The sequence below is a fragment of the Robertmurraya sp. GLU-23 genome, from assembly GCF_052983275.1.
Genome location: NZ_JBRKCV010000013.1, coordinates 60,699 through 85,442 on the forward strand (window position 1 = coordinate 60,699; position 24,744 = coordinate 85,442).

The following is a 24,744-nucleotide window of genomic DNA, read 5'->3' on the forward strand; positions in this document are numbered from 1 at the left end:
TTTAAAGGGGGGATTCACAGTACTTATAGGACAAATTTTTCTGCTTCGATTAGTTTTTCTGATGCTTCACGCTTTTTCGCAATGACGTTGATTGGTGTGTGTCTTGTAAATTTGCGAAGGGCGGAGATCATCATGCGCAGTGCGTCACCTGTTTCTGTTGCGACAAGTGTTTCTTTTGCATGCTGCTCGATTTCGTTGAACGCTTCTTGACAGAAAATTTGTGTGTATAAAAGCTTTTGCTTGCCCTTTTCTTCCCCGTCCTTAGCGATTGCTTTTTCTGTTCGTAGAACGACTGATTCCATCGCATAAGCATTCGATACGATATCGGCGATGTTTACTAAGATTTCCTGTTCACGCTCTAGTGCTTTGCCAAACTTTTGAGCCGCTAAGCCTGCCGCAAGAAGGCCGATTTTCTTCGCATTTTTCACTAAATACTTCTCTTGAGCTAGCGGCTCATCTCCTGGCTCTTCTGGCATAAGCATCATGAGCTCCTCTTGAAGGGCTTGCGCTTTCTGGAATAATGGTAGCTCTCCTTTAAATGCTTTTCTTAAATAAGTGCCAGGAACTAATAGACGATTGATTTCATTTGTTCCTTCAAAAATACGGTTAATTCTAGAGTCGCGGTACACTCGTTCAATTTCATACTCGCTCATAAAGCCGTAACCGCCGTGAAGCTGTACCCCTTCGTCCGCTACGTAATCCAACACTTCCGTCGCGAAGAATTTATTCAAAGAACATTCAATTGCATATTCAGCAATCGATGCTGCTACCGCTTTTCCATTTTTCACTTCTTCATCCGATAGCTTGCTCATGCGCTCTTCAAATAGACCAACAGTACGGTAGACAGAGCTTTCTGCCGCATAGATTTTGGAAGCCATGGTGGCTAATTTTTCTTTTGTTAAATTAAATTGAGATAGCTTTGTTTTAAATTGTTGACGTTGGTTTGTGTACTTAGTCGTAATTTCAAAAGCGGCCTTAGAACCTCCGACTGCCCCCACCCCAAGCTTATAACGACCAATATTTAAAATGTTAAAGGCAATAATATGACCTTTGCCATACTCTCCTAATAGGTTTTCAACCGGTACTTGCGCATCTTCTAAAATTAAAGTACGAGTGGAAGAACTCTTAATCCCCATTTTCTTTTCTTCTGGACCAACAGACACTCCTGAAAACTCTCTTTCAACGATAAAAGCTGAGAAATGCTCGCCATCAATTTTTGCATAAACAACAAATACATCGGCAAAGCCTGCATTGGTAATCCATTGCTTTTCGCCATTAAGCACATAATGCGTTCCTTCTGCATTCAAGACAGCCGTTGTTCTTGCCCCTAATGCATCTGAACCTGAGCCTGGTTCTGTTAATGCATAGGCAGCTAACTTTTCCCCAGTGGCTAGTGTGGGTAAGTATTTTTGCTTTTGATCTTCGTTCCCAAACAATACGATTGGCAGCGATCCGATTCCAACATGCGCACCATGTGAGATCGAGAAACCACCCGCACGCGACATTTTTTCTGCAATTAGTGCAGAGCTGATTTTATCAAGTGCCAAACCGCCATACTCTTCCGGAACGTCTGCCCCTAGAAGACCGAGTTCACCAGCTTCTTTTAAAAGCTTTACCGAACGGTCAAATTCATGGTTTTCAATATGCTCCACTTGAGGGAGAACTTCATTCGTGACAAAATCTTCCGTCATTTTAGCGATCATTTTTTGCTCATCTGTGTAATCCTCTGGCGTAAAGACTCGATCATATGAAACATCTTCGATTAAAAAGCTTCCACCTTTAATTAATTTATCTGTGTGATTAGTCATCTTTTTTCCTCCGTTCTTTTATAAAAGTTCGAACACTCCGGCAGCACCCATGCCGCCTCCGATACACATCGTAACAACCCCGAATTGTTGATTGCGTCTCTTCATTTCATGAATAAGAGAAAGGGTTAGCTTCGCACCGGTACAGCCAAGTGGGTGACCTAGTGCAATCGCTCCTCCGTTCACATTCACCTTTTCCTCATCAATTCCCAGCTCACGAATGACTTGAATCGATTGAGAGGCGAACGCTTCATTTAATTCAAATAATCCGATATCCGATAGCTCTAATCCAGCAAGCTTTAATGCTTTAGGAATAGCTACAACTGGACCGATCCCCATAATTTCAGGTGGCACACCTCCAACAGCGAATGATCGGAATTTGACAAGCGGTGTGAGTCCCCCAGCTTCTGCCTTTTCACGATCCATAACCATGACGGCTGCGGCTCCATCACTTGTTTGCGAGGAATTTCCTGCTGTAACGGTTCCTGTTACCGAAAAGGCCGGACGAAGCTTTGCTAATGTTTCTACCGTTGACTCAGGACGAACTCCCTCGTCTTGACTAAAAACGAATGGATTTTCGATTAGTTTATTGTCTTTTCCAACCGAGCGTAGAATTACGTCTACTGGTACAATTTCATCAACAAACTTTCCTTCTTGAAGAGCTTTTGCTGCTTTTTGGTGACTTCTTACCGCAAAAGCATCCTGATCTTCACGAGAAATTCCAAATTTTCTTGCTACCTCTTCTGCTGTGTGCCCCATCCCCATATAGTATTGTGGTGCTGTCTCAGCCAGTTTGACATTTGGTCTTACTACATGACCCATCATCGGTACTAAGCTCATTGATTCTGCTCCACCAGCAATGATGGTGTCGGCATGACCAATCATAATCTTTTCTGCCGCGTAGGCAATCGATTGAAGCCCTGATGAACAATAACGGTTGATCGTGATTGCAGGTACTGTATCAGGAAGCCCTGCAAGCGCCCCAATATTTCTTGCCATATTTAACCCTTGCTCTGCTTCAGGCATAGCACAGCCAATAATTAAGTCATCAATATTTCCATCGTAATTTCCTGCTCTCTTTAAGGTCTCTTTTACAACCAGTGCACCAAGATCATCAGGTCTAACGCTGGCAAGCGACCCTTTTTTTGATTTTCCGACTGGAGTTCGTGCCCCAGCAACGATAACCGCTTCTCTCATCACGTTCCCTCGCTTCCTATTTATGCTATAACTCTATCAATCTATTAGTTGCGCAATGGTTTTCCTTTTAGAAGCATATGCTGCATTCTTGCTTGTGATTTTGGCTCTGCAATTAAGCTCAAGAAAGCCTCTTTCTCAAGGTCAAGCAAGTATTGTTCATCAACTTCCGTTCCAAAAGGAACCTTTCCGCCCGCAATCACATATGCTAGTTTCTTTGCAATTTTCAAATCATGCTCTGAAATATATCCGGAGTAATACATCGTTTGCGCCCCTAGAAGTAAGGTCGCGTAACCCGTTTCACCGACGACTGGAATCTTCTTTCGGACTGGTGGCTTATACCCTTTGTCATAAAGAGCTAGAACAGCCTGCTTTGCATCATAAAGCTGATGGTCTCCGTTTACACTGACAGCATCTGCTTTATTCAAAAAGTTGTTTTCACGCGCTTCATCTCCCGACGTGGACACCTTTGCCATCGCAATCGTTTCAAACACTTTATTTGCCACGTTTTGTAGGTCAAATGGAACTCCGTTTGGCATGCTGTTTAAAAACTTCATGTATAGCTCTTTGTTACCGCCACCACCAGGAATAAGACCTACTCCTACTTCCACAAGCCCCATATAGGTTTCCATTGTCGCTTGAATATGCGCAGCTGGTAGACAAACCTCTGTACCACCACCTAGGGTCATTGCAAATGGTGCGGCAACGACTGGTTTTGTACTGTACTTAATTTTCATCATCGCTTGTTGGAAGTGACGAACGACCATATCAATTTCAAAAATATTATCATCCTGTGCTTCCATAAGAATCATGGCAAGATTTGCCCCAACGCAGAAGTTCTTCCCTTGGTTCCCAATCACCAAGCCCTTGAAATTCTTTTCCACTTCTTCAACCGCAAAATTAATCATTTGCACAATATCGAGCCCAATCGCATTACTTTGTGAGTGGAATTCTAGAAGAGCTACTCCATCCCCAAGATCAATCAAGCTTGCACCACTATTCTTCTTAATAACGCCCCGCTGTTTTTTAATTTTTTTCAGGTTGATCACCTTTTGGTTTTCTTCTACAAACTTGTAATCACCATTGGTATAGAAGAAAAGTTCACCGTTTTCTTTTTCCTGATAAAAGCTGGAATGACCATTTGCTAGCATTTCCTTTACCCAGCTTGGAACAGTGAGACCATCCTTCTCCATTTTGGCAATTGATGTTTCTAGCCCAATGGCATCCCATAGTTCAAATGGACCTTGCTCCCAGCCGAAGCCCCATTTCATGGCACAGTCAATCGCGACAATATCATCGGCTATCGTACCGAGTAAATCCGCAGAATACACAAGTACCGGACTAAAAATTTTCCATAGTAGTTCTCCTGCTCGATCGTTTGCATATACAAGCGCTTTCATTTTATTAACTAAGCCTTTTTCCTGTTTGCTCATTTCAACGGAGGCCGTTTTTAATTTTTTTCGTTCCACGTATTCAAGAGTGGCCGGATCTAATTCGAGAATTTCTTTTCCTTTTTTCAGGAAGAATCCTTGACCAGATTTGCTTCCAAACCAACCTTTTTCAAGCATTTGATTCATGAAGGCAGGTACCTCAAAAACTTCTTTTTCTGCACCATCCACTTGGTCATACACGTTTTTTGCTACGTGAGCAAATGTATCTAGTCCAACCACATCCAATGTACGGAAGGTTGCACTCTTTGGTCGTCCGATAAGCGGTCCTGTTACAGAATCCACTTCTCCAACACTGTATCCACCTTTTAACATTTCCCTTACTGTAACTAACAGACCGTACGTACCAATTCGGTTAGCGATAAAATTTGGCGTGTCCTTAGCAACAACCACACCTTTTCCGAGTATATCTTCCCCGTACTGCTTCATAAAATAAAGTACATCGAGTGATGTATGTTGAGTTGGAATGATTTCTAAAAGCTTTAAGTATCTAGGTGGATTAAAAAAGTGAGTACCAAGGAAATGCTTTTGGAAGTCTTCAGAACGACCTTCTGCCATTGCTTCTACAGAAATACCTGATGTATTTGAGCTTACAAAGCTACCTGGCTTTCGATACTGATCAACCTTCTCGAAAATCTGCTGCTTAATGGCTAAGTTTTCAACAACTACTTCAATGATCCAGTCAACTTCGCTGAGTCTTGATAGATCATCTTCAAAATTTCCCGCTTCAATGAGGGCTAAATTACTTTTTGAGGTTAATGGTGCAGGTTTTTGCTTTAACAGATTTTGTAGAGCTGTTTGGCTGATACGATTTCTGACCGCTTTATCTTCTAGCGATAACCCCTTTTTCTTCTCGTCGTCACTTAGTTCGCGCGGAACAATATCTAATAGCAATGTTGGAATTCCGATATTGGCAAGGTGTGCGGCAATACCAGACCCCATTACCCCTGAGCCTAAAACGGCAGCTTTTTTAATTTGTTGGATCAACTTTTGTCTCCCCCTTTAGCATTTTTGAGTGGATTCGTTAGTTTGAATGAATACTCATTCATTTTTAATTACTTTTATCATAAGATATTTAAAAATTTTACGCAATCCTTTGAGGTTGAAATTTGAAAATTTTTTGAAATTTACATTATTTTATGCGACCAATAGAATCCTATGATTGTGGATATGTTATACACGAGGAAAAAAGTTTGGGGGTGTACACATGGCAAAGATGAAGAAAAACCCATCAAAGGCTGGCGTAAGTGCCGCTAGTGTTAAGGGTGATGCTGGCCCAACTGTTGAAAATGATGGTGGCGGCAAACGAAACAGCCAGAACAACCAGTATAAGAGATAAATATGAATGTACCCGCACTGGATTTGGTGTCGGGTACATTTTTTGGGGGACAATTTCCCTTGCTTATTTTTTTAACATTCCCTTTAATACAAAAGCAACATTCGCTGGGCGTTCGGCTAGGCGGCGCATGAAGTAGCCGTACCAGTCGGTTCCATACGGGACGTATACTCTCATTTTGTAACCTTCCTGTACTAGCTCAATTTGCCGTTCTGGTCGGATGCCGTAAAGCATTTGGAACTCAAATTGGTCGTTACTGATGCGATTGTTCTTGGCGAGCTGCTTGGTGTATTCAATGATTGCATCATCGTGAGTCGCAACGGCGGTGTAGTTTCCGTTTAACATATGCAACTTAATAATCTTTTTAAAATTAGCATCAACGTCTTTTTTATCTGGAAATGCTACTTGTGGGGATTCTTTGTATGCCCCCTTCACAAGTCGTAAATTCGGATGGTACTCATTCAGCTCCTCGATATCCTTTTCCGCTCGATATAAATAGGCCTGAATGACTGTACCAACATTGTCATATTCACTTTTTAATCTCTTAAAAATATCGATCGTTTTCTGCGCACGAGAGTAGTCTTCCATATCTATCGTTACGAACACATCGTTCTTTTTCGCCGCTTCTAAAATTCTTCTCATATTGTGAAGAACAACGTCGTCTGAAATATCTAATCCCATCGACGTCATTTTTAATGATAATTGTGATTGAAGTTTTTCCCGTCCGATTGTCTCTATCGCAAGTATTGAGTTGTCGGCCATTTCACTTGCTTCTTTCTCATTGTCGACAAATTCTCCTAAATAATCAATTGTAACAAGTAGACCTTTTTGGTTGAGGTCTTGAATAACTCGTGTTGCAAGTTCAATCGATTCACCCGCAACAAACCGTGACGCACCGAATCGTAATCCATATCGCTTGGCTAGTTTCGTTAATGCTCGATTTTTAGAAAGGAATAAAAAGAAATCTCTCATCAGTTGTTCCATTGTGATATCCCTCCTGCAAGCGTTTACTATAGCTATATGAAAAGGAAAAGCAAAGCGTTTCTTACTGTCATTTTATGTACTGTTATTACTGATGTTGATTTCACTATGTTTAAAAAATAACCGGAAAAATTCCGGTTAAATTGGGAAATACCCATATTTCCTAAAGAATAAGCGGAGTTTTTCCGTTTATGTGATCCAAATCTTTGAATTTTGGCTTATTTAGAGCAGTTAACCGGAATTCCTCCGCTTATCTCTACTTCTTAAGCCTCCTTTCTATACATTAGCCGGAAATTCTCCGCCTATTAATTTCTCTTACCTATACGAAATCATCTATGAATAATTGCAGAACCCAAGTCCAAAGAAATTTTGCAAATAAAAAACACAGCATTTCGCCGTCCCATTTGCGAGGTAACAGCTGTAACCTTACATTTTGAAATACAAATTGGACTAGAGTTTTACGCCTATTTTTATAATTATTCGCGTTATATCAATAAAAATGACCATCAAATTCACATACAAATTGATGGTCATTTTTATATACATTTTGGATTTTTGTGACAGGTAATAGGACCCGTTACCAAGTTGGACTCGGTTTTATTTCTTCGCTTGTCTGTGCGCTTCGTTTAATTCTTTGATTTCGTTAATTGTTTCCTTAATCTCATTCTTAGCATCGGGATACGTGTCGTTCCAATGTTTAACAAGAGCTGGCATTGATTTACTCATGTGAGAGTAAAGGATCCAAGCCTTCACTTTTTCCACATGATCCGCATCTGCCTCACCTAGTAATAACTCGGTATATTTGGTTAGTAATCCATTGATCTTTTCATCTAGATTATCGCTCACGAGTTCCCTCCGTTCTTATGTACCTTTTTTGGTCGATTACAAGTTTGTGGACAAATTTTACAACGATCTGGCGTTCCTGTTAAGGCATAAAAGAAGCAGCATGTGGTACGTACACGAACTTCTTCTCCAAGATCAGGAATATAACGTTTATCATGAAAATGTCTTTTAATGGGGTTTTCATGATAATGTCCAAACAAGGATCCAGGTGCAAGTTGAGCAATGAACTGTAAATCCTCCACTGCACGCCCCCGAACCTCTTCATCTTCATGTTCAGCTAACACGGTTTCATACAGCCAGAAAATATAAATCGCAATATTTTCCCATAGTACGAGTTTGGATTGTTTTGACTCCATCTTCACACTCTCCACAATGGGAGTAACGATAGTGGAGAAAAAGTCAGCGATGGCTTCATATCTCCATTGGTCTCTATCACCCGTAGGTTCACTGATTCTCCACTTTGAGAAATAGAACGTCGGAAGCCAAAGTGGATCTTGTTCGTCTGTTTGAAGATGCATATGTTCAAGCTGGATATGAAATCGTTTGTTAAAAGCGGTCATGGCATACAAATAAATGGCTGATAAAAAAGCATATCTTTTAATAAACATCGAAGCTGTTACTTTTACATTGGGCGACCCAATATGCTCGGAAGCACGATTAATAAAGGTTCGAAGTTGATCTTTTTGAATTAGCTCATTTAACGTAATCGATAGATCAGATTCCTGATGCACTTTTTCCAAGGTAAATCGGTAATTCTTCAGTTGACTTAATTCGGTTTCTGAAAAAAAGTTATCCATTGACTGCTCCTGCCTGTCTAAATACCGTTCTTCCCTTTCCATATGGAATGCAAAGTGGCGTCCCGAATAATGGGTCAAAAGATATTTCGCAATCCATTCCGAATACTCTCTTCACAAGGCCTCTTGTCACTACATCCTCGGGCTTACCCATTGCTGCTATTTTCTTGTCCTTTACTGCCACGATATTATGGGCATAACGACACGCTAAGTTTAAGTCATGAAGGACCATCACGATCGTGCGATTTTCCCTCTCATTCAGCTCAAATAGTAAATCTAGGATTTCAATTTGATGGGTCATATCTAAATAGGTGGTTGGTTCGTCCAGAAGAATAAAGTCCGTATCCTGTGCTAAAGTCATCGCAATCCACGCTCTTTGACGTTGACCACCTGAAAGAGAGTCCACTGACCGTTCCTTTAAATCGAGCAACCCGGTGGCTTCAAGTGCTTTATAGACCTTCTCTTCATCCTCACTAGACCATTGCTTAAGCCATGTTTGGTAGGGATAGCGGCCTTGCTTCACCAGTTGAAGAACCGTTAGACCTTCAGGTGCAACCGGTCCTTGCGGCAACACAGCCATTTGCTTTGCCACATCCTTTGAGGACATTTTTACAATCTCTTTTCCATTTAATACGATTTCCCCGCTTTTGGGCTTTAATAACCGAGCAATCGAGCGTAAAAGAGTGGACTTTCCACAACCATTTCCGCCTATAAATACAGTAATTTCGCCTTTTGGGATCGTCAAATCTAATTCATCTATAATGATGGAGTCACCATATGATAGCGTTAATTGTTTTGTTTCAATGGCTTTTTTCATCCTAATTCGCACTCCTTCCCTGACATTATGCATTTCTTGTTTTAAAAAGAAGATAAATAAAGTACGGTGCACCGATACCTGCTGTAAACACACCTGCTGGAATCTCTAATGGAGAAAACATGGTTCGGCCAATCAAGTCGGCCACCATAACCAAGATGGCACCGATCAAAGCGGAAACCGGAAGTAATGCCCCATAAACTGAACCCACTAGACGTCGAGCCATATGGGGTGCCATGAGACCAACAAATCCAATTCCTCCGGCAAAGGCAACAGAACTTCCTATTAAAGCTGTGCTTATGAGCAACAGCATAAATCTTAGTTTTTGCACAGAAGTCCCTACACTTGTGGCTACATCATCACCTAATCCTAGGACATTCACTTTTCTAGCCATAAAAAAGGCAACCAACATAAGAGTCAATGCCCACGGAACAATCGTAAACACATTGGTCCAAGTGGAGCCATGGACCGTTCCTGTAATCCAAATATTTGCTTGGCTTGCCCGGTAAATCGGGCCAAGGAGCATCATCATCGTAGTTAATGCTTGGAAAAGGGCTGATAAACCGATCCCAATTAATACAAGACGAACCGGGGACACTCCGTTTTTCCATGCAAAGATATAGACGAGTAGGCCTGCAACAGCCGATCCAATAAAAGCTGCAAGCGGCATCCATTGAATGCTAACCGTTAACGCATTGCTATCATTACTAAAGATGGCCAAAAATAACACAACGGCTGTTGATGCTCCACCAGTAATCCCCAGAACATCTGGGGACGCTAGTGGATTTCTAATCATCCCTTGCAAAATGCCCCCAGCCACAGCCAGTGACATTCCTACGACTAAAGCGACAATGATTCTTGGCAGACGAAAGGATTGAACCACGAGCTTTTCCATTTCGGTTCCCCCGCCAAAGAAAACCGAGACAACCGTGACAGGGTTTATTTTCATATCACCTAAACCAGTACTAATAATGAAAACCACCATTGTCACTAGCAGCAAGCAAAGCATGACAAAGCTTGCTTTTCTATCTATTAATATAGACACTTTCCCTTGAAACCATCGAAGATTTTGATATTGCTTCATTTTGCGTTAAACCCCTTTCTAGCAATATAAATAAAGAAAGGAGTCCCTATAATCGCTGTCATTACGCCGACTGGTACTTCCTCAGGCATAATAACATACCTTGCAAGAATATCAGCCAAAAGTAAAAGAATGGCTCCTAAAAATGCGGAATAAGGAATAACCCATTTATGATCAATTCCAACAATACTTCTTGTTATATGTGGAATCACAATCCCAATAAACCCCACAGGACCAGCTACTGCTACGGACCCACCTGCTAATAAAATAACCATTACACCAATTCCAATTTTCAACAACCCCGTTCGAATACCAAGTGCTTTAGCCACATCTTCTCCCATAGATAAAACATTAAGCTTGGAAGCGAGAAGTAATGCACCAACCCATCCAACGACGAAGTAAGGGGTAACAGACACAAGAATTTCAAGCTTTCTCCCTTGAATAGAACCAGCTAACCAAAACAATACTTGTTCGAGTGCAACTTCACTTAATACAAGAAAACCTTGTGTAAAGGAGGAAAACATCGCAGCAATGGCAGCACCAGCCAATGTTAGCTTCATCGGAGTTAGCCCTTCTCGTCCGAGCGACCCGATGAAATAGACGCTGATGGCAGCAACCGCAGCACCTAGAAATGCAATCCACGCAAAGGCTTGTAAATGACTGATTTGAAAAAGTGATACGGCAATAACCACCGCAAAACCTGCTCCAGCGTTAATACCAAAAATGCTCGGTGACGCCAATGGATTCTTTGTTAATGTTTGCATTAAAGCACCAGCGATGGCGAGACTACTCCCCACTGCCGCTGCAATTAATGCTCTTGGCAATCGAACGGTTTCAATCACTAAATGCTCGTTTGATCCATCATTGTTTTGAAAGGCTTCCCATGCCATTTTCCACGATGTATCAGTATATCCATATACAATGCTTGCACCTATTAAATAGAGAAATAATAAAACGATAAAAATGAGTCCGACGATTCTTTGAGAATTATTTTTTAACAGCATCCTTCTTAATCCTTTTCTACATATTGTTACTGCTTACAAGATTCAGTCTATTGGATGCCATACTTACTGTCAATGATTTTGAGAATCATTTTCAATGATGCAAACAACTGTTTTTTATTATCTAATTGAAAATAAATCTCAATTACCTATTGACACCCTTTACAATTCATTTTATGATAATATCCGTAAGTGAAAATGATTATCATTAACAATTACATACACCATTGTAGGAGGAACTTATGAAACTTATTAAATTTTCTTTCACTATGTTAACCATTTTAATTCTGAGTCTTCTAGCAGCATGCGGAAGCACTGAAGAAGCGTCCCCAGGTACTAATAATGAGGATGCAAAGACGGAAAATACTAGCTATACCGTTGAGCATGCAATGGGGACAACCACTATTCCTGATACACCTAAAAAGGTTGTAATTTTAACAAATGAAGGAACAGAAGCCTTATTAGCATTAGGAGTAACCCCTGTTGGAGCGGTTCAATCTTGGACAGCAAATGGAGACCCTTGGTATGAGCACATTGCTGAGGATATGAAGGATGTTCAAGTGGTTGGATTTGAAACAGATACACAAGTAAATCTTGAAGCCATCGCTGCTTTACAACCAGATTTAATTATTGGAAACAAAATGCGTCAAGAATCGATTTATGATCAATTAAGCGCGATTGCTCCTACTGTATTCTCTGAAACATTACGCGGAGACTGGAAAGAAAACTTTGAGCTTTACGCAAAAGCGTTAAATAAAGTAGATGAAGGAAGTAAAGTGATTTCTGATTACGATAATCGTGTGTCTGACTTGAAAACAGAGCTTGGTGACCAACTTCAGAAAAAGGTATCCATCGTCCGTTTCCTAGCAGCTGATGTTCGTATTTACCAAAAGGACTCTTTCTCTGGTGTGGTATTAGATCAATTAGGGTTTGCTCGTCCTGAAAGTCAAGATGTGAATGAATTTGCGATCAAAGGCGCAACAAAAGAACAGATTCCATTGATGGATGGAGACATTCTATTCTATTTCACTTATGAAACAGGTGACGGAGCAGCCACTCAAGTTGCGAAAGAATGGATTGAAGATCCATTATTTAAAAACCTAGAAGTAGCCAAGCAAGGAAACGTTCATGAAATTGACGATGCTATCTGGAATACAGCTGGCGGAGTTATCGCAGCAAACCTGATGCTTGATGACATCGAAAAGTATTTCTTACAATAGTTAACTTCTTAAATTTGATATATATATGACTAGCTCAGATTTCTTACCCCCCTCAACGGAAATCGAGCACTCCCCTAAAAAACCCTCGCCATAATGGCGAGGGTTTTTAATCATCACTTGAAAACATGTACTTTTTATGGTGATATCGGATCGAGAAAATTAAGCTAATTGCTAGGAAATTCCCCATTATTGAGCTTCCCCCATAACTAATGAACGGAAGTGGAATTCCCGTGATTGGTAAAAGACCAATTGTCATTCCGATGTTTTGAAACACGTGGAAGGTAATCATACTAATAATTCCGACACAAATATACGTGTAAAACTCATTCTTCGTTTCCATACCAACCTTTGTAATATGATAGATCAGTAAGAAAAACACACTAATAATTACGCTAGCTCCAACAAAACCAAATTCTTCTCCCACAATACTAAAAATAAAATCCGTATGACTTTCTGGCAAGTAGACTTCTCTTGTACCGTAACCCTTCCCTGTCGTTTCTCCTGAACCAATAGCTAGCAAGGAACGGGTCAGCTGAAAGCCAGTAGAGCTTTGATAATTGTAAGGATCAATCCAGGAATAAATTCTCCCAAACTGATACTCCTTAACTCCGAGATACTTTTCTAGTATTTCAGGTTTCCATAGTACTAAATAGAAAATGACTCCGATCAAAGAGATTCCTGCTGAAAAGATTGGAAGCAGGATCTTCCATGATACCCCCGAAATAAAGATCATTCCTATCATAATCGCTATCATGACAAGAGATGTTCCTAAATCTGGTTGTTGCATGACGAGCAGCAACGGTACCATCGTGATTAGAACAATTTTTCCTAATAAAATAAAATCGGTTTGAATCGTCTTCAATCGGTATTTCTCATGATGATCTCCTATTGCTCTGGCAAGTGCGAGTATAATAAAGACCTTCGTGAGTTCAGCTGGCTGAAACGACCCCATAAATGGCACTTTATACCAACTCTTGGCCCCATTAATAACAGGTGCAATACTAGATGGAGCAATAATGAGGAAGGCCAATAGAAATACACCAAATCCGTAGGCATACCAGGAGAGCTTTTTAAGCTGATCCGAATCAAGTGTGATGACTGCAACAATAATCCCTATTCCAATTCCATACCAGATGATCTGTTTTAATAAAAAATTTGAATCATACTGTCCTGTCGATTGCGCACTGTAAATAGCAACACAACTCGATAAAAACAGAAGCATTAAGATAAATATTAAATGAAAGTCTATTTTAGACGAAGGCTGTTGATTTGAAGACATAATAATACTCCCATCTGAAAACATGGTATTCAATTCTCCATTATATTTTTAATTCTTATAAAGCACAACTCTTCTTTCTTGTTTGGGAATGATTACATATCAGACCTGTAACTAATGTACCGTACAAATGTGAAAAAAGTGAGAAACTGATATTTCTAACACTGTAAATGACATGCTTGTTTCCTTTTTTTCTTCTGAAAATGTGGATAGGCTCATATAGTAGCTATGGAGGTGTTGACATGAAGTCTTCAAAGCTATCATTTTGGACCTTTTTTCAGGGCTGGTTGGCTATCATGCTAGCTACGTTCTTATTTGCAGGAATCGCAACAACCTACTCAAATGCTTTTACTTCTGAAACCGTCAAAAAGTGGATTTCGAATATTGACACACATGAATGGCTTGTTTATTTTGTAAAATCGGAAAACCACCATATATATAACGAAAAAGCGAGTATAACCGTTTCTTCCTTATCAAAGCTCGCTCTCAAACTCGCAACTAATATTCAACCAGAGGATACAAGAACGTTTCTAGGAAGAGAACTCCCTGGATTTTCCGTGTTTGATACAAATATCGTAGTTGCTGGTAGCGGTACGAATTTCACTAATCTTCCGATCGAATCCGCTCCACCGGTAGAAATATTATTACAAGAAAGAGAAATAGCAAAGGAAATGCTAAAAGAGGCTGAAGGTGGCAATACCCCAGTTGTAGCAGGAAAGAAAAGTGTATTTATCTATCATACACATAGCTGGGAATCATTTTTACCATTATTGAAAAATGCCAAGGAACCTGAAGAAGCTACGAGTAACAATGAATCAGCAAATATTATTGCAGTCGGGAAAAAGCTTACAGAGGAACTAAATACGAATGGCATTAGTGTTCTTCACGATACAACAAGCATGCCTAACCTATTAAAGGAGAAGAATCTAACAACCGATCATTCCTACGATCTTTCCCGTAAACTCGTCCAAGAGGCGCTTGGAGGAAATGATGGTATCGATTACGTCATCGATATTCACCGTGACGCGCTTCGAAAAGACAAAACAACAGAGGTGATTAATGGCAAATCTTACGCAAGACTATTCTTTGTAGTCGGAAAGGCAAATAAAAATTACGAACAAAATCTAAAAGTGGCAACTGAATTAAATGAAATGATTGATGAAAAATATCCGAATCTGAGTCGCGGTGTTCTAGCAAAAGGACTAACAGAAGGAAACGGAGTCTACAATCAAGATTTATCATCCGGGTCGATTCTCGTAGAGTTTGGCGGAGTAGATAATAACTTAACCGAGCTGTACAACACGATTGAAGCCTTTGCAGAGATCTTTAGTGAATACTATTGGAAGGCAGAGAAGGTCAATGGATAAATATCATGTTCTCCCTCACCACTATTTATTTTTCACTTTTATTTCATCCTTTTTATTGTATCTCATTTTGGGCTACCACTTAATCACGATTGCTTGGCTTTCAGCTGGCATTATTACCTCGATTTACATTTTAATTGAGGATCAGCTCCTCAAATTTCAGCAATCAGAAAAAGACTTATGATGTGATGATTTTTTATCAGGTATGGTAAAATATCTCATATAATGAGAGGACGTGTTGCGATGAAATATGCAGTTGTTACCGGGGCTTCCAAAGGACTTGGTGCCTCGATTGCCGAAAGAGTTCTACAGGAACAATTCGGGCTCATTTCTATTTCTAGAAATGAAAATCCTGAACTTAAACAGCTTGCTTTGGAAAATGAATTATTTTATAAGCATCTAACATGTGATTTGACGAACAGTAGAGACACCGAACAAACCTTTTCTACAGTTGCCGAGATCATTTTTTCTAGTAAAGACAATGAAGTATTACTCGTTAATAACGCAGGTGTGGTTGAACCGATTGACCGAGTGGGGAGTTTAGATCATGAGGCAATTGAAATGTCCCTTCAACTCAATGTTGCTGCTCCGATGTTTACGACTAACCTTTTCTTACAAAAGGCAAACGGAACAAAGCTAACCGTTGTTAATGTTACATCGGGTGCTGCCGAAAGGCCGGTTCAAGGATGGAGTGTGTATTGTAGCACAAAGGCAGCATTAAATATGTTTACCAAAACTGTCGCAGTAGAACAAAATCATACAGGCAATGCAACGATTATTGGCTATAGTCCAGGAATTATGGATACTGATATGCAAGGAGTCATTCGCTCTTCAACGGAACATGCCTTCCAAGAAGTAAATAAATTTATTGCCTATAAAGAAAATGGGATGCTAAGAAGTACAAAAATTGTTGCCGATGCACTCATTGATTTGCTTCTTACTGAAGAGGTTGAAAACGGAAAAATTTATAGCGTGAATAATCTATTAAAGTAGCTTCCGTTTACAGAAGCTACTTTTTTTATGCTTGACTTGTAACTGGATGCTTAAAATAATCAGGCCATTCAAAAGGAGAAGAGGTTTTCACAAACAGTACATCATCAGTCGAATTTATTGGATGAACTTTGTAATTTTCAGGTTGATCAGGTGTAAAATGAAGATACACGTTTTCCGCTAACGATGATAATGCTTGAATTTGCTCATCTAAGACTACTTCTCTTTTACTTATACAATCAAATAAATGAATATCACTGTTGATCACTTTATAAATAAGAATCGATTCTGTTGATTCATCATAATAAAGATCGTTTGAAAACACATGAAGAAAATGGAAAAAGTTAATTCCTTCTGTATGCAAACTTGAAAATGCTTGTGACAATGGCTTTCTATTGGTACTGTAGTCTTCGAGTAAATAGAGGTCTTTTTCTAGGTTTATCTTTCTGAGCGTTTTATCATGTGTTTTTGTTGGGAGTTCTTTTCTGAAAAGATGTTCTTTTCTTCGACTAAATCCGAATTTCGGATAAAAATCCAGAACCGTATGATTCGCAAATAAATAATAGAGGTCTACCTGTTTGTCATAATCCTCAAACACTTTTTGTAGAAGAGCCTTTGATAACCTTCTGTTTCGAAAATGTTCGTCAGTCATAACCGTTCCAATTTGTACGGCTTTTTTCATTCTCCCATTTATAAGAAGAGTTAGTTCATTCACCGACACATTGGCAATTATCTTGTTTTTAACGACAAACGAATACGGAATATACCGCTCATTCCAGTAGCCTTTTTTATACCAATCTTCAAACTGAATACCAAAGGTCGATAATGCAAGGTCATTAAAACTGTGCCGAAGAGTCATTTGGTCTTTGTAATTCTTTACGAATTCCATATACTTTCTCCAATAATTAAAATTTTTTCCTATACATGTATAAAATGGTAACACATTGGTGATGATAATAGTACAAGTGTAATTCCCCCTTTTTCTTTGACCTCCCAGTAGTGGAGGTCTTTTTCTTTTTTCATGGTTGAAGGAACCCATTGTGAGCCAAACTATCATCGAAGGTATTCTGAAAGGAGCTCATAACATGACTAAAAAGTATAATAAGGGCAGTAATAACCAAAATTCTCCTAAAAACCATGGCGTCTTACAAGGAAGTGGCGACAATAGCAAAGGAAACAAACGTAATAAGGATCAAAACGATAAGACAGATCTTGATTAAGACATGAAAAAAGGTGCTGAATTTCTTCAGCACCTATCTTTTTGGATTAATCTTGATCGCTGGTGTGTTGTACATAACATAGGTGGGAAGAGGGTCGGCTGTTTGATCATGGGAAAATGCCTTATCAATTTCCAAATTTGCTTTCGTTGCTTCCGTGTCACCAGGACTTGAAGAGTGTACATCACTATCCTCAAGTCTTTCTGTCAGCTCAATATTTGCATCATTTATGGCTGCCACTTCATTTTCTTTATTTTGCAATTCACTCACCTCATGTATAGTATCTTTCCACTCCTTTTTCTTATCCATTGATTTATTTCCTACTAAAAACCCCGCCAACCATGGCGGGATTCCTACAAACTAATTTATTTTCCCCGTAAGAACGGCCACCAGTTGGCTTTTCCGAATGTTCTTACCATAACCGGGATAAATAATGGCAGAATCACAAGGGCATATAGGAATAATCCTACTAATACGATGGATGCAATTTGTAGTAAGGATAGCATTCCTGAAGGCATCATCGCAGCAAAGGTTCCACCTAGGATGACAGCTGCTGAAATGATCACCGTTCCCATTTTTTTCATTGATTCAAGCATTGCTTCCCGAATGGATATGTCCTTATATTCATTAAAACGGTCCATTAAGAAGATACTATAGTCAACTCCGAGTGCGATTAAGATAACAAAGCCGAAGAATGGTACGGCCCAGCTAATTCCTGTATAACCTAAGAGGTTAACAAATATCGCTTCATTAATTCCCATAGATGTATAGAACGTTAAAATCAACGATGCAATGATATACGCTGGCATAATCATTGAACGGAACAGAATGACTAAGATAATGGTGATCCCGACTAACATCAGCACAACAGTTCGCGAGTAATCTTCTCCTGAAATGGCATCAAGGTCAGCATTTGTTCTTGTCACTCCACCAACGGCAACCACGGCATTTTCAAGCTTCGTATTCGCTGTGGCACTCTTGACCGCTTCATTTAGTTTATCCACTTGATTGATGGCCTCATTGGAGTAAGGATTTGCTTCGAGTATGACATCAATCGTCATTACTTTACGATCATTAGACATATAGGTGTCCAATACCTGCACAAAATCTTCACTTTCAAGAACCTCAGGTGGTAGATAGAACGCACCATTGTCGTTTTCAGAAAGACCTTTAATATAGTCTTGTGCCGAGCCTAATCCATCTGAAATTTGATTTAAGCCATCCACACTTTGGTTCAAGCCATCTGTTAGTTGACCTAATTGACCACCTAATTCACCAAAGCCCTCTGCAAGCTGCTGTTGACCGTCACGAATTCCTGCTAAGCCAGAAGTTAGCTTTGGCATATTATCTACAATTTGCCCTTGACCGTTTGCAAGCTGATTGAGGCCGGCAAGCTGTTTGTCAATTCCAACGATAAACTGCTCTAAACCAGAAACAATTTTCTGTTGGTTCTCATTAATGACGGCAAATCCAGCATTAGCCTCAGCCATGCCACTAGCTACTCCAGCTAATTGCGGCTGAACCGTTTGAACCGTTCCCTTTAATCTTTGATAAGATTCATCCATTTGTAACGCAGGATAACTGCTTTCTAAAGCGGTAAAATACTGTTCAGTAGAAGCAAGTGCGGCAGAAAGCTCGTTTAAACCAGCTCCCATTTGTCCATAAACGCCAGCAAGCTTTTTATACTCCGCTAACAGCTGCTCCGCACCAGACTTCACGTTTCCAAGCTCTGTTTTGATTTGAGCAGAACCTGCTGCTCCTTGACGTATACCATCTTCAATTTTTGCTAAGTTTGTTTGAATTTCAGTTAATCCTGACTGAACCTGTGATGTACCCGTTACGAGTTCCCCAATCCCGGCTGTTGCCTGTTCAAGTTGTGGTGCCGAACTCTCAAGACCATCACTTGCTTCTTTTAGACCTGAGCTAATTTGATCAAGACCCTCTTTTCCTTCTCCAAGTCCTTCTTGTAACGTATCAGCTTGCTTCGCGATTAAAAAGTCTTCAATCGGTTCACCCGTTGGTCGTGTCACCGAACGAACGGTGTCTACTAGTGGTACGCGTGCTAACTGCTTACTAATTTCTTCCACTAAATTAATATATTCCATCGAATCCATTGCCTCATCATTTTTTAAAACGATTTGGGTTGGCATCGATTCCCCCGGTCCAAAGCCATCAGCAATGGCATTAAAGGCACGAATAGAATGGACATCTCCACTGATTTCTTCTAGAGAATTATAAGAAAGTTTACCATCGTATGTGACCAAGAACGGTACACAAACAGCTGCTACTATAAGAAGTGCAATCACTGGACGCTTCAGAGAAAATTGACCAACTACACCCCAGAATTTACTTTCTCCGTGTTCCGCCGTACTCTTTGAAGGCCAGAAGATTTTTCCACCAAGTACAGCCATAAAAAATGGAACAATCGTAAACAAGGCAATCAACAAAAGTCCTACTCCAACCGCAACAGCTGCTGCTGATTGATAAAGCACAAATTTTGAAAATCCGATTGCAGCAAAACCAATCATAACAGCTAATCCACTGAAAAATACCGTGCGGCCGGCATTACGATACGTCGCTACGATCGCATCAGCACGATTTTCGTAATGTGTAAGTTCTTCTTTATAACGGCTTAGTAACAGGATACAATAGTCCGTTCCTATTCCAAATAATATTGCCACAAGGAAAATCTGTGTATAACTCGAAACCGGAAAATCCAATTTATCTACTAAAATCGAGACAATCGATTGAGCCGCTAAATAGGAGAACCCAACCGTTAACAATGGGATGACCGGTGCTACCACCGAACGGAATACAAGTAGCAATACGACTAAAATAAATACAACTGTTATTCCTTCTGTCTTTTTTAGTCCTTCTTGAGAGCTTGTCATTAAGTCTTCATTGATTAACCAGTTACTCGTATAATCGTGGTCGACCTTCACATCCTCAATCGTTTCATAAAGGGCTTCACTTAATTCTTTTGGTTCACGATCCTTCCACTCAATGGATAGCGAGGTAAGAATTGCTTTTCCATCCTTTGATACCAACTGTTCTTCTAGAATCTCCTCATTAAAATGAGTTAGAATTTCTGTAATCCCAAGCTCTTCTTTTTTGTTTTCAAGTGCCCGAATCGCTTTTTCAGCTTCCTGTATTTCTTTATCCGTTAATTTTTCCTCACTATGAAAAACGAGGGCGACCTGCGTATCATCTCCTCCGCCTTCCTGTTCTTGGACATTTTCCATAATGTCAGACGCTAGTGAAGAGGAATATCCTTCTGGAACATCAATTTGTCCCTTCTCACGAACAAGGTCGGCCATGTTGGGAGCTAGCATGAATAGTCCAACAATTAGAGCAATCCATGCCACTAACACTAACCACTTATTTTTAATAATCGCATACATGGGCTAATCCTCCAGTTGATTCTTCTTTGTTTCTAAAAGTACATCATGCAATTTCTCGTATGATTGAATAAACATTTCGATTTCGTGTTGGTCGAATTTCGTGATAATCGACTCCACCAATTTATGAATTCTAGCTTCCGTTTCTAAATAAAGCTCGTTGCCTTTATCCGTTAACGTTAAGTACACCACTCGACGATCATTTTCATCTCTCGTTCTTTTTATAAAACCCTTCGTCCATAATCGAGTAATAATGGCAGTGATCGCACTCTTTTTCACAGAAAAAACGTCAGCAAGCTCTGACGATGTACAAGAATGATTTTGATAAATGTAACGCAACATATAATGCTGCTCACTTGTTAGGTCACAATCAAGCTGCTCCTTAACAAGTGCTTCCCCTATCTTATTAACGGAAAAAGATAGAGAAATATATTTATTTACCACTTCTTTAATATGCTGGTCTGGCACCCTATCACCTCTAAAAATAGTTTCATCATTTAATTGTTCAACTGTTTAACTATCTACTCAAATATCATAATGGAGACATATATTTGTGTCAATGAATAAAAAAAACGAACCAATAAAATTGGCTCGTTACTTTTGTAAGCTATGATGAATGACTTCTAGTGTTCGTTTGAGGTCAGTTACTTCTACTTGTCCTGGTGCTGATGCTTTCTTTAACGCTCCGAATGTCACGCTTGATCCAAATACTTCACCAGATAGGCGACTAATGGCGCCTTGCCCCGCCATAGACATGGTGATAATCGGAGTATCTGGATGCTTTTCTTGCATTTCAACAGTCGCTTCCAACAGTGCTAGCACATCTCTAGCAGAGGTCGGCATCACTGCTATTTTGGGAATATCTCCACCTAGCTTCTTACCGCGCTCAAGAATTCCCACCATTTTATCCTTAGATGGTGTAGAGGCAAAATTATGGCTAGAAAGGATCCCTAATCGACCATTCTCATGAATGATGGAGAGAATCTGACTAATATCCTCATCTCGATGACGTAGCTCAATATCTACTAAATCTACCAAACCTGACTTTGTTACCGCTTCATTCAAGTCGAAATAATAGGAAGGATGAATTTCCTTTTCCCCACCCTCTTCTAGGCTTCGAAATGTAAAAACAAGAGGAAGCTCTTTCAAACGCTGATAGATAGTTGATAGTGTAGTCATCACCTTACTGAGGTCTTCACTATCATTGAAAAAGTCTACCCGCCATTCAACCATATCGACAAAATCCTTATTTAATTGAATAAGATCTGCCTCTGCTAAAAGGTCTGCCTCTGTTCTCCCTGTCATAGGTACACAAATCTTCGGTGTTCCTACGCCAATACGAATATTTTTTACCGTAATAAAATTCCCCAAGCAACGATCCCTCCATTCTTTCCCTCTACTTTATCCTACAACTGCTCTTCATGACCACAAAAAAATAGGATACTCCCCAAAAAAGAGTACCCTTTTTCCGTCATGCAGTTCCCTGCTCTTGCATTCCTTACCCCATTGCCATAGCTAGCGCTTCAGTGTGGTTTTCTTCAAACCATTGGATCTTCTCCCTCAATTGAACAACCTCTCCCACTAGAATGATAGAAGGGTGAGATATTTGGTACTTACTCACTATCTCTTCAATTGTTTCCAACGTACCTGTCACGGTTCTTTGAACAGAGGTTGTCCCCCAATGAATGACTGCGACCGGTGTTGTTGCCTTTTTCCCATGAGATATTAGGTTCTCACAAATATTAGAAAGATTGTTTACACCCATATAAAAAGCAATCGTATCAATCCCTTTAGCGAGAGCCTCCCAATTTAAAAATTCACTTCCCTTTTCCACTCGCCCATGTGCCGTTACCATAGCAAATGAGGTGGCATAATCTCGGTGGGTGACAGGAATACCTGCATAAGCGGAAGCTGCGATTCCGGCTGTTACTCCTGGGACCACCTCAAAAGGAATCCCATGTTTGGCTAAAAACTCTGCTTCCTCTCCTCCACGACCAAATACAAATGGATCTCCGCCCTTCAACCTGGTTACAATTTTCCCTTTCATCGCCTGATCCACAAGTAGTTGATTGATTTCATCTTGAATCAAATGGTGCTTACCCGGTCTTTTCCCACTGTAAATTAGTTCACAGTCTTCTTTTGCATGTTTCAGTAATTCTTTATTCACTAACCGATCATAGGAAATAACATCAGCATTCTGAATGCATTCTAGCCCATACAAAGTTAGTAATTTCGGGTCACCAGGACCTGCTCCAACAAGATAGACCTTTCCTTTTTTCATCGAGTTCCCTCCATCGCTGTTTGAATGTCTGCATGGATCTTCTTTTCGTAATACTCGCGCATCTTTTCTTCTATAAATGATAGATTGATATGTTCTTTTACATGGTCAGCCAGCTGGTCGTACGCTTCCTCACGTTGGGAGCGAAAGGAAGGTCGGTCATGTTTTTCTTCTAGCCCCTTAACTTTCCGAATTTGATTTATAATAGCTGAACGATACGAGTCATTATCAAAGATTCCGTGAAAGTACGTTCCTATAATTTGTTGATTTTCACTTATCACTCCATCTGTGCTTGTACCATGAGTAATTAATGGTGTACACGGCTTTAGAAACGTCGTAACTCCCATATGAATCTCGTATCCTTCCACATTATGAGTTTGCTCATTTATTTGAATGGTCCCTTCTGATAGGGTGGTCGTTTTCTCAGATGTGATGGTTGTATAGATTGGCAATAGGTTTAAACCGTCTTCGATTGATACCTTGGATTCAATACCCTCTGGATCCTCGACCGTTGTTCCAAGCATTTGGTAGCCTCCACATATTCCATACACCATCGTTTTCCCATTTTTCGAAAGCCTCTGAATTTCTTCATACAATCCCGATTGCTTAAGAAACATCAAATCCTCAATGGTATTTTTACTGCCAGGCAAGATAAGCAGATCAGGGTCTTGAAGCTTTTCCTTGCTACAGACCAAGCGTACATGGCAGTCTTCTTCGGATAAGAATGGGTCAATATCTGTGAAATTTGATATTTTAGGAAATTGAATCACTGCAATATCTATTTCTTTCGCTGAATTTCTTTCTGTGCTGTATTGCTTTAAGGCAACGGAGTCCTCTGCATCCACCTTCACGTTCGTATAGGGAACGACTCCTAGAACAGGCACGCCAGTATACTCGGTAAACCAATCAAGACCTGGTTCGAGTAAGCTTACATCTCCCCGGAACTTATTGATAATCACCCCTATCACTCGGTCCCGATCACTCGCTTCAATTAACTGCAGAGTTCCGACCAAGCTCGCAAACACTCCGCCACGCTCAATGTCACCTACTAAGATAACAGGTGATTCCGTCAAATTCGCGACCCTCATATTTACTAATTCACGGTCATTTAGATTGATTTCAGCTGGACTTCCCGCTCCCTCAATCACAATTCGCTCAAACTGTTGATCAAGTTGCTCGTACGCCTCTTTAATTAAAGTTAGCCCTTGTTGGAAAAAATCTTGCCGATAAGCTCCCGCTTGCATATTTTTATACGGCTTCCCATGAACAACGATCTGTGCCTCATAGTCCCTAGATGGTTTGATTAAAATTGGATTCATATCCGTAGTCGCTATGGTTCGTGCGGCTTCGGCCTGAACTCCTTGAGCTCTCCCAATCTCCTTACCATCCAACGTAATATAAGAGTTTAACGCCATATTTTGAGATTTAAATGGTGCTGTTTTATAGCCCATATCCGAAAAAATTCGGCAAAGAGCTGTTGATATCACACTTTTTCCTGCATCTGAATGTGTTCCTTGAACCATAATGGATTGTGCTCTACGCATAGATGTACCCCCTACATCATGAAATAAAAAGTATTCTTCCATTTACAACGATTCTTCCATTTTCCTTCAATTGAGTACAGCAAGCTGTAAGAATATCTTCCATATTCCATTCACTCGTCGATAAAAACGGCACCAGGATTCCCTTATAAAAAAATCCAGG

General features: G+C 40.1%; 23 protein-coding genes. 6 read left to right on the top strand and 17 right to left on the bottom strand.

Translation table 11 applies throughout. The features are described from left to right. Positions 1 to 23: 23 nt before the first annotated feature. From ACVBAX_RS18300 to ACVBAX_RS18310, 3 genes are read right to left on the bottom strand one after another with little or no spacing between them, the layout of a single operon-like run. Positions 24 to 1,808 carry an acyl-CoA dehydrogenase family protein gene (locus ACVBAX_RS18300; protein ID WP_447118280.1) on the bottom strand — a complete coding sequence of 595 codons (1,785 nt, stop codon included), beginning with the start codon at positions 1,806 to 1,808 and terminating at the stop codon, positions 24 to 26. Positions 1,809 to 1,826: 18 nt separating this feature from the next. Then, positions 1,827 to 3,002 carry an acetyl-CoA C-acetyltransferase gene (locus tag ACVBAX_RS18305; RefSeq protein WP_447118329.1) on the bottom strand — a complete coding sequence of 392 codons (1,176 nt, stop codon included), beginning with the start codon at positions 3,000 to 3,002 and terminating at the stop codon, positions 1,827 to 1,829. Between the two features lie 44 nt (positions 3,003 to 3,046). Next, positions 3,047 to 5,431 carry a 3-hydroxyacyl-CoA dehydrogenase NAD-binding domain-containing protein gene (locus ACVBAX_RS18310; RefSeq protein ID WP_447118331.1) on the bottom strand — a complete coding sequence of 795 codons (2,385 nt, stop codon included), beginning with the start codon at positions 5,429 to 5,431 and terminating at the stop codon, positions 3,047 to 3,049. Between the two features lie 223 nt (positions 5,432 to 5,654). Here ACVBAX_RS18310 and ACVBAX_RS18315 point away from each other — a divergent pair, with 223 nt between their 5' ends. Continuing rightward, the gene (locus ACVBAX_RS18315; protein WP_160546284.1) at positions 5,655 to 5,786 is read left to right on the top strand and encodes a YuzL family protein; all 132 of its coding nucleotides are present in this window, start codon (positions 5,655 to 5,657) and stop codon (positions 5,784 to 5,786) included. 63 nt (positions 5,787 to 5,849) lie between these two features. Here the strand turns inward: ACVBAX_RS18315 and ACVBAX_RS18320 are convergent, their stop codons facing one another. From ACVBAX_RS18320 to ACVBAX_RS18345, 6 genes are all read right to left on the bottom strand, one after another. Next, the gene (locus tag ACVBAX_RS18320) at positions 5,850 to 6,767 is read right to left on the bottom strand and encodes a proline dehydrogenase family protein (RefSeq protein ID WP_447118281.1); all 918 of its coding nucleotides are present in this window, start codon (positions 6,765 to 6,767) and stop codon (positions 5,850 to 5,852) included. Between the two features lie 594 nt (positions 6,768 to 7,361). Beyond that, complete coding sequence (locus ACVBAX_RS18325; RefSeq protein WP_447118282.1) at positions 7,362 to 7,610, bottom strand: YusU family protein; 249 nt, start codon at positions 7,608 to 7,610, stop codon at positions 7,362 to 7,364. Next, positions 7,607 to 8,404, bottom strand: a complete 798-nt coding sequence (locus ACVBAX_RS18330; RefSeq protein ID WP_447118283.1) for an IucA/IucC family C-terminal-domain containing protein — start codon at positions 8,402 to 8,404, stop codon at positions 7,607 to 7,609. Before ACVBAX_RS18330 ends, ACVBAX_RS18325 begins: the two co-directional genes overlap by 4 nt. Beyond that, entirely contained in the window at positions 8,397 to 9,218 is an 822-nt protein-coding gene (locus ACVBAX_RS18335) for an ABC transporter ATP-binding protein (RefSeq protein WP_447118284.1), read from the bottom strand. The genes ACVBAX_RS18330 and ACVBAX_RS18335 overlap by 8 nt, the downstream gene beginning before the upstream one ends. Positions 9,219 to 9,243: 25 nt before the next feature. Continuing rightward, positions 9,244 to 10,299: a FecCD family ABC transporter permease gene (locus ACVBAX_RS18340; protein WP_447118285.1), complete on the bottom strand. Its 1,056-nt coding sequence runs from the start codon at positions 10,297 to 10,299 to the stop codon at positions 9,244 to 9,246. Then, complete coding sequence (locus ACVBAX_RS18345; protein ID WP_447118286.1) at positions 10,296 to 11,300, bottom strand: FecCD family ABC transporter permease; 1,005 nt, start codon at positions 11,298 to 11,300, stop codon at positions 10,296 to 10,298. Before ACVBAX_RS18345 ends, ACVBAX_RS18340 begins: the two co-directional genes overlap by 4 nt. A 239-nt stretch (positions 11,301 to 11,539) precedes the next feature. Here ACVBAX_RS18345 and ACVBAX_RS18350 point away from each other — a divergent pair, with 239 nt between their 5' ends. Beyond that, positions 11,540 to 12,517: an ABC transporter substrate-binding protein gene (locus ACVBAX_RS18350; protein WP_447118287.1), complete on the top strand. Its 978-nt coding sequence runs from the start codon at positions 11,540 to 11,542 to the stop codon at positions 12,515 to 12,517. 106 nt (positions 12,518 to 12,623) lie between these two features. Here ACVBAX_RS18350 and ACVBAX_RS18355 read toward each other — a convergent pair whose 3' ends face one another. Continuing rightward, complete coding sequence (locus ACVBAX_RS18355) at positions 12,624 to 13,796, bottom strand: FtsW/RodA/SpoVE family cell cycle protein (RefSeq protein ID WP_430775027.1); 1,173 nt, start codon at positions 13,794 to 13,796, stop codon at positions 12,624 to 12,626. 239 nt (positions 13,797 to 14,035) lie between these two features. Between ACVBAX_RS18355 and spoIIP the strand changes: the two genes are divergently transcribed. From spoIIP to ACVBAX_RS18370, 3 genes are read left to right on the top strand one after another with little or no spacing between them, the layout of a single operon-like run. Next, positions 14,036 to 15,160: a stage II sporulation protein P gene (gene spoIIP / locus ACVBAX_RS18360; RefSeq protein ID WP_447118288.1), complete on the top strand. Its 1,125-nt coding sequence runs from the start codon at positions 14,036 to 14,038 to the stop codon at positions 15,158 to 15,160. Beyond that, on the top strand, positions 15,153 to 15,341 hold the full coding sequence (locus tag ACVBAX_RS18365; RefSeq protein ID WP_447118289.1) for a hypothetical protein: 189 nt from the start codon (positions 15,153 to 15,155) through the stop codon (positions 15,339 to 15,341). The genes spoIIP and ACVBAX_RS18365 overlap by 8 nt, the downstream gene beginning before the upstream one ends. A 59-nt stretch (positions 15,342 to 15,400) precedes the next feature. Further along, a complete protein-coding gene (locus ACVBAX_RS18370; protein ID WP_430775025.1) occupies positions 15,401 to 16,150 on the top strand; it encodes a (S)-benzoin forming benzil reductase in 750 nt (249 codons plus the stop codon). Positions 16,151 to 16,175: 25 nt separating this feature from the next. Here the strand turns inward: ACVBAX_RS18370 and ACVBAX_RS18375 are convergent, their stop codons facing one another. Next, complete coding sequence (locus ACVBAX_RS18375; protein WP_447118291.1) at positions 16,176 to 17,036, bottom strand: GNAT family N-acetyltransferase; 861 nt, start codon at positions 17,034 to 17,036, stop codon at positions 16,176 to 16,178. A 196-nt stretch (positions 17,037 to 17,232) separates the two neighbouring features. Between ACVBAX_RS18375 and ACVBAX_RS18380 the strand changes: the two genes are divergently transcribed. Then, positions 17,233 to 17,367, top strand: a complete 135-nt coding sequence (locus ACVBAX_RS18380; RefSeq protein ID WP_447118292.1) for a hypothetical protein — start codon at positions 17,233 to 17,235, stop codon at positions 17,365 to 17,367. A gap of 33 nt (positions 17,368 to 17,400) precedes the next feature. Here ACVBAX_RS18380 and ACVBAX_RS18385 read toward each other — a convergent pair whose 3' ends face one another. From ACVBAX_RS18385 to ACVBAX_RS18410, 6 genes are all read right to left on the bottom strand, one after another. Then, a complete protein-coding gene (locus ACVBAX_RS18385) occupies positions 17,401 to 17,673 on the bottom strand; it encodes a hypothetical protein (RefSeq protein WP_447118293.1) in 273 nt (90 codons plus the stop codon). A gap of 56 nt (positions 17,674 to 17,729) precedes the next feature. Then, complete coding sequence (locus ACVBAX_RS18390; protein ID WP_447118294.1) at positions 17,730 to 20,765, bottom strand: MMPL family transporter; 3,036 nt, start codon at positions 20,763 to 20,765, stop codon at positions 17,730 to 17,732. 3 nt (positions 20,766 to 20,768) lie between these two features. After that, positions 20,769 to 21,230, bottom strand: a complete 462-nt coding sequence (locus tag ACVBAX_RS18395) for a MarR family winged helix-turn-helix transcriptional regulator (RefSeq protein ID WP_430775020.1) — start codon at positions 21,228 to 21,230, stop codon at positions 20,769 to 20,771. 126 nt (positions 21,231 to 21,356) lie between these two features. Next, on the bottom strand, positions 21,357 to 22,133 hold the full coding sequence (aroD, locus tag ACVBAX_RS18400; RefSeq protein ID WP_447118295.1) for a type I 3-dehydroquinate dehydratase: 777 nt from the start codon (positions 22,131 to 22,133) through the stop codon (positions 21,357 to 21,359). Positions 22,134 to 22,260: 127 nt separating this feature from the next. Beyond that, complete coding sequence (cobA, locus tag ACVBAX_RS18405; RefSeq protein WP_447118296.1) at positions 22,261 to 23,043, bottom strand: uroporphyrinogen-III C-methyltransferase; 783 nt, start codon at positions 23,041 to 23,043, stop codon at positions 22,261 to 22,263. Continuing rightward, a complete protein-coding gene (locus tag ACVBAX_RS18410; protein ID WP_447118297.1) occupies positions 23,040 to 24,584 on the bottom strand; it encodes a cobyric acid synthase in 1,545 nt (514 codons plus the stop codon). Before ACVBAX_RS18410 ends, cobA begins: the two co-directional genes overlap by 4 nt. Between the last annotated feature and the right edge of the window lie 160 nt (positions 24,585 to 24,744).

Bases quoted from the DNA above. Each gene is read 5' to 3' on its own strand.
- ACVBAX_RS18300 (WP_447118280.1), bottom strand. From the start codon at position 1,808: ATGACTAATCACACAGATAAATTAATTAAAGGTGGAAGCTTTTTAATC.
- ACVBAX_RS18305 (WP_447118329.1), bottom strand. From the start codon at position 3,002: ATGAGAGAAGCGGTTATCGTTGCTGGGGCACGAACTCCAGTCGGAAAA.
- ACVBAX_RS18315 (WP_160546284.1), top strand. From the start codon at position 5,655: ATGGCAAAGATGAAGAAAAACCCATCAAAGGCTGGCGTAAGTGCCGCT.
- ACVBAX_RS18320 (WP_447118281.1), bottom strand. From the start codon at position 6,767: ATGGAACAACTGATGAGAGATTTCTTTTTATTCCTTTCTAAAAATCGA.
- ACVBAX_RS18330 (WP_447118283.1), bottom strand. From the start codon at position 8,404: ATGGATAACTTTTTTTCAGAAACCGAATTAAGTCAACTGAAGAATTAC.
- ACVBAX_RS18335 (WP_447118284.1), bottom strand. From the start codon at position 9,218: ATGAAAAAAGCCATTGAAACAAAACAATTAACGCTATCATATGGTGAC.
- ACVBAX_RS18340 (WP_447118285.1), bottom strand. From the start codon at position 10,299: ATGAAGCAATATCAAAATCTTCGATGGTTTCAAGGGAAAGTGTCTATA.
- ACVBAX_RS18345 (WP_447118286.1), bottom strand. From the start codon at position 11,300: ATGCTGTTAAAAAATAATTCTCAAAGAATCGTCGGACTCATTTTTATC.
- ACVBAX_RS18350 (WP_447118287.1), top strand. From the start codon at position 11,540: ATGAAACTTATTAAATTTTCTTTCACTATGTTAACCATTTTAATTCTG.
- ACVBAX_RS18355 (WP_430775027.1), bottom strand. From the start codon at position 13,796: ATGTCTTCAAATCAACAGCCTTCGTCTAAAATAGACTTTCATTTAATA.
- spoIIP (WP_447118288.1), top strand. From the start codon at position 14,036: ATGAAGTCTTCAAAGCTATCATTTTGGACCTTTTTTCAGGGCTGGTTG.
- ACVBAX_RS18365 (WP_447118289.1), top strand. From the start codon at position 15,153: ATGGATAAATATCATGTTCTCCCTCACCACTATTTATTTTTCACTTTT.
- ACVBAX_RS18370 (WP_430775025.1), top strand. From the start codon at position 15,401: ATGAAATATGCAGTTGTTACCGGGGCTTCCAAAGGACTTGGTGCCTCG.
- ACVBAX_RS18375 (WP_447118291.1), bottom strand. From the start codon at position 17,036: ATGGAATTCGTAAAGAATTACAAAGACCAAATGACTCTTCGGCACAGT.
- ACVBAX_RS18380 (WP_447118292.1), top strand. From the start codon at position 17,233: ATGACTAAAAAGTATAATAAGGGCAGTAATAACCAAAATTCTCCTAAA.
- ACVBAX_RS18385 (WP_447118293.1), bottom strand. From the start codon at position 17,673: ATGGATAAGAAAAAGGAGTGGAAAGATACTATACATGAGGTGAGTGAA.
- ACVBAX_RS18390 (WP_447118294.1), bottom strand. From the start codon at position 20,765: ATGTATGCGATTATTAAAAATAAGTGGTTAGTGTTAGTGGCATGGATT.
- cobA (WP_447118296.1), bottom strand. From the start codon at position 23,043: ATGAAAAAAGGAAAGGTCTATCTTGTTGGAGCAGGTCCTGGTGACCCG.
- ACVBAX_RS18410 (WP_447118297.1), bottom strand. From the start codon at position 24,584: ATGCGTAGAGCACAATCCATTATGGTTCAAGGAACACATTCAGATGCA.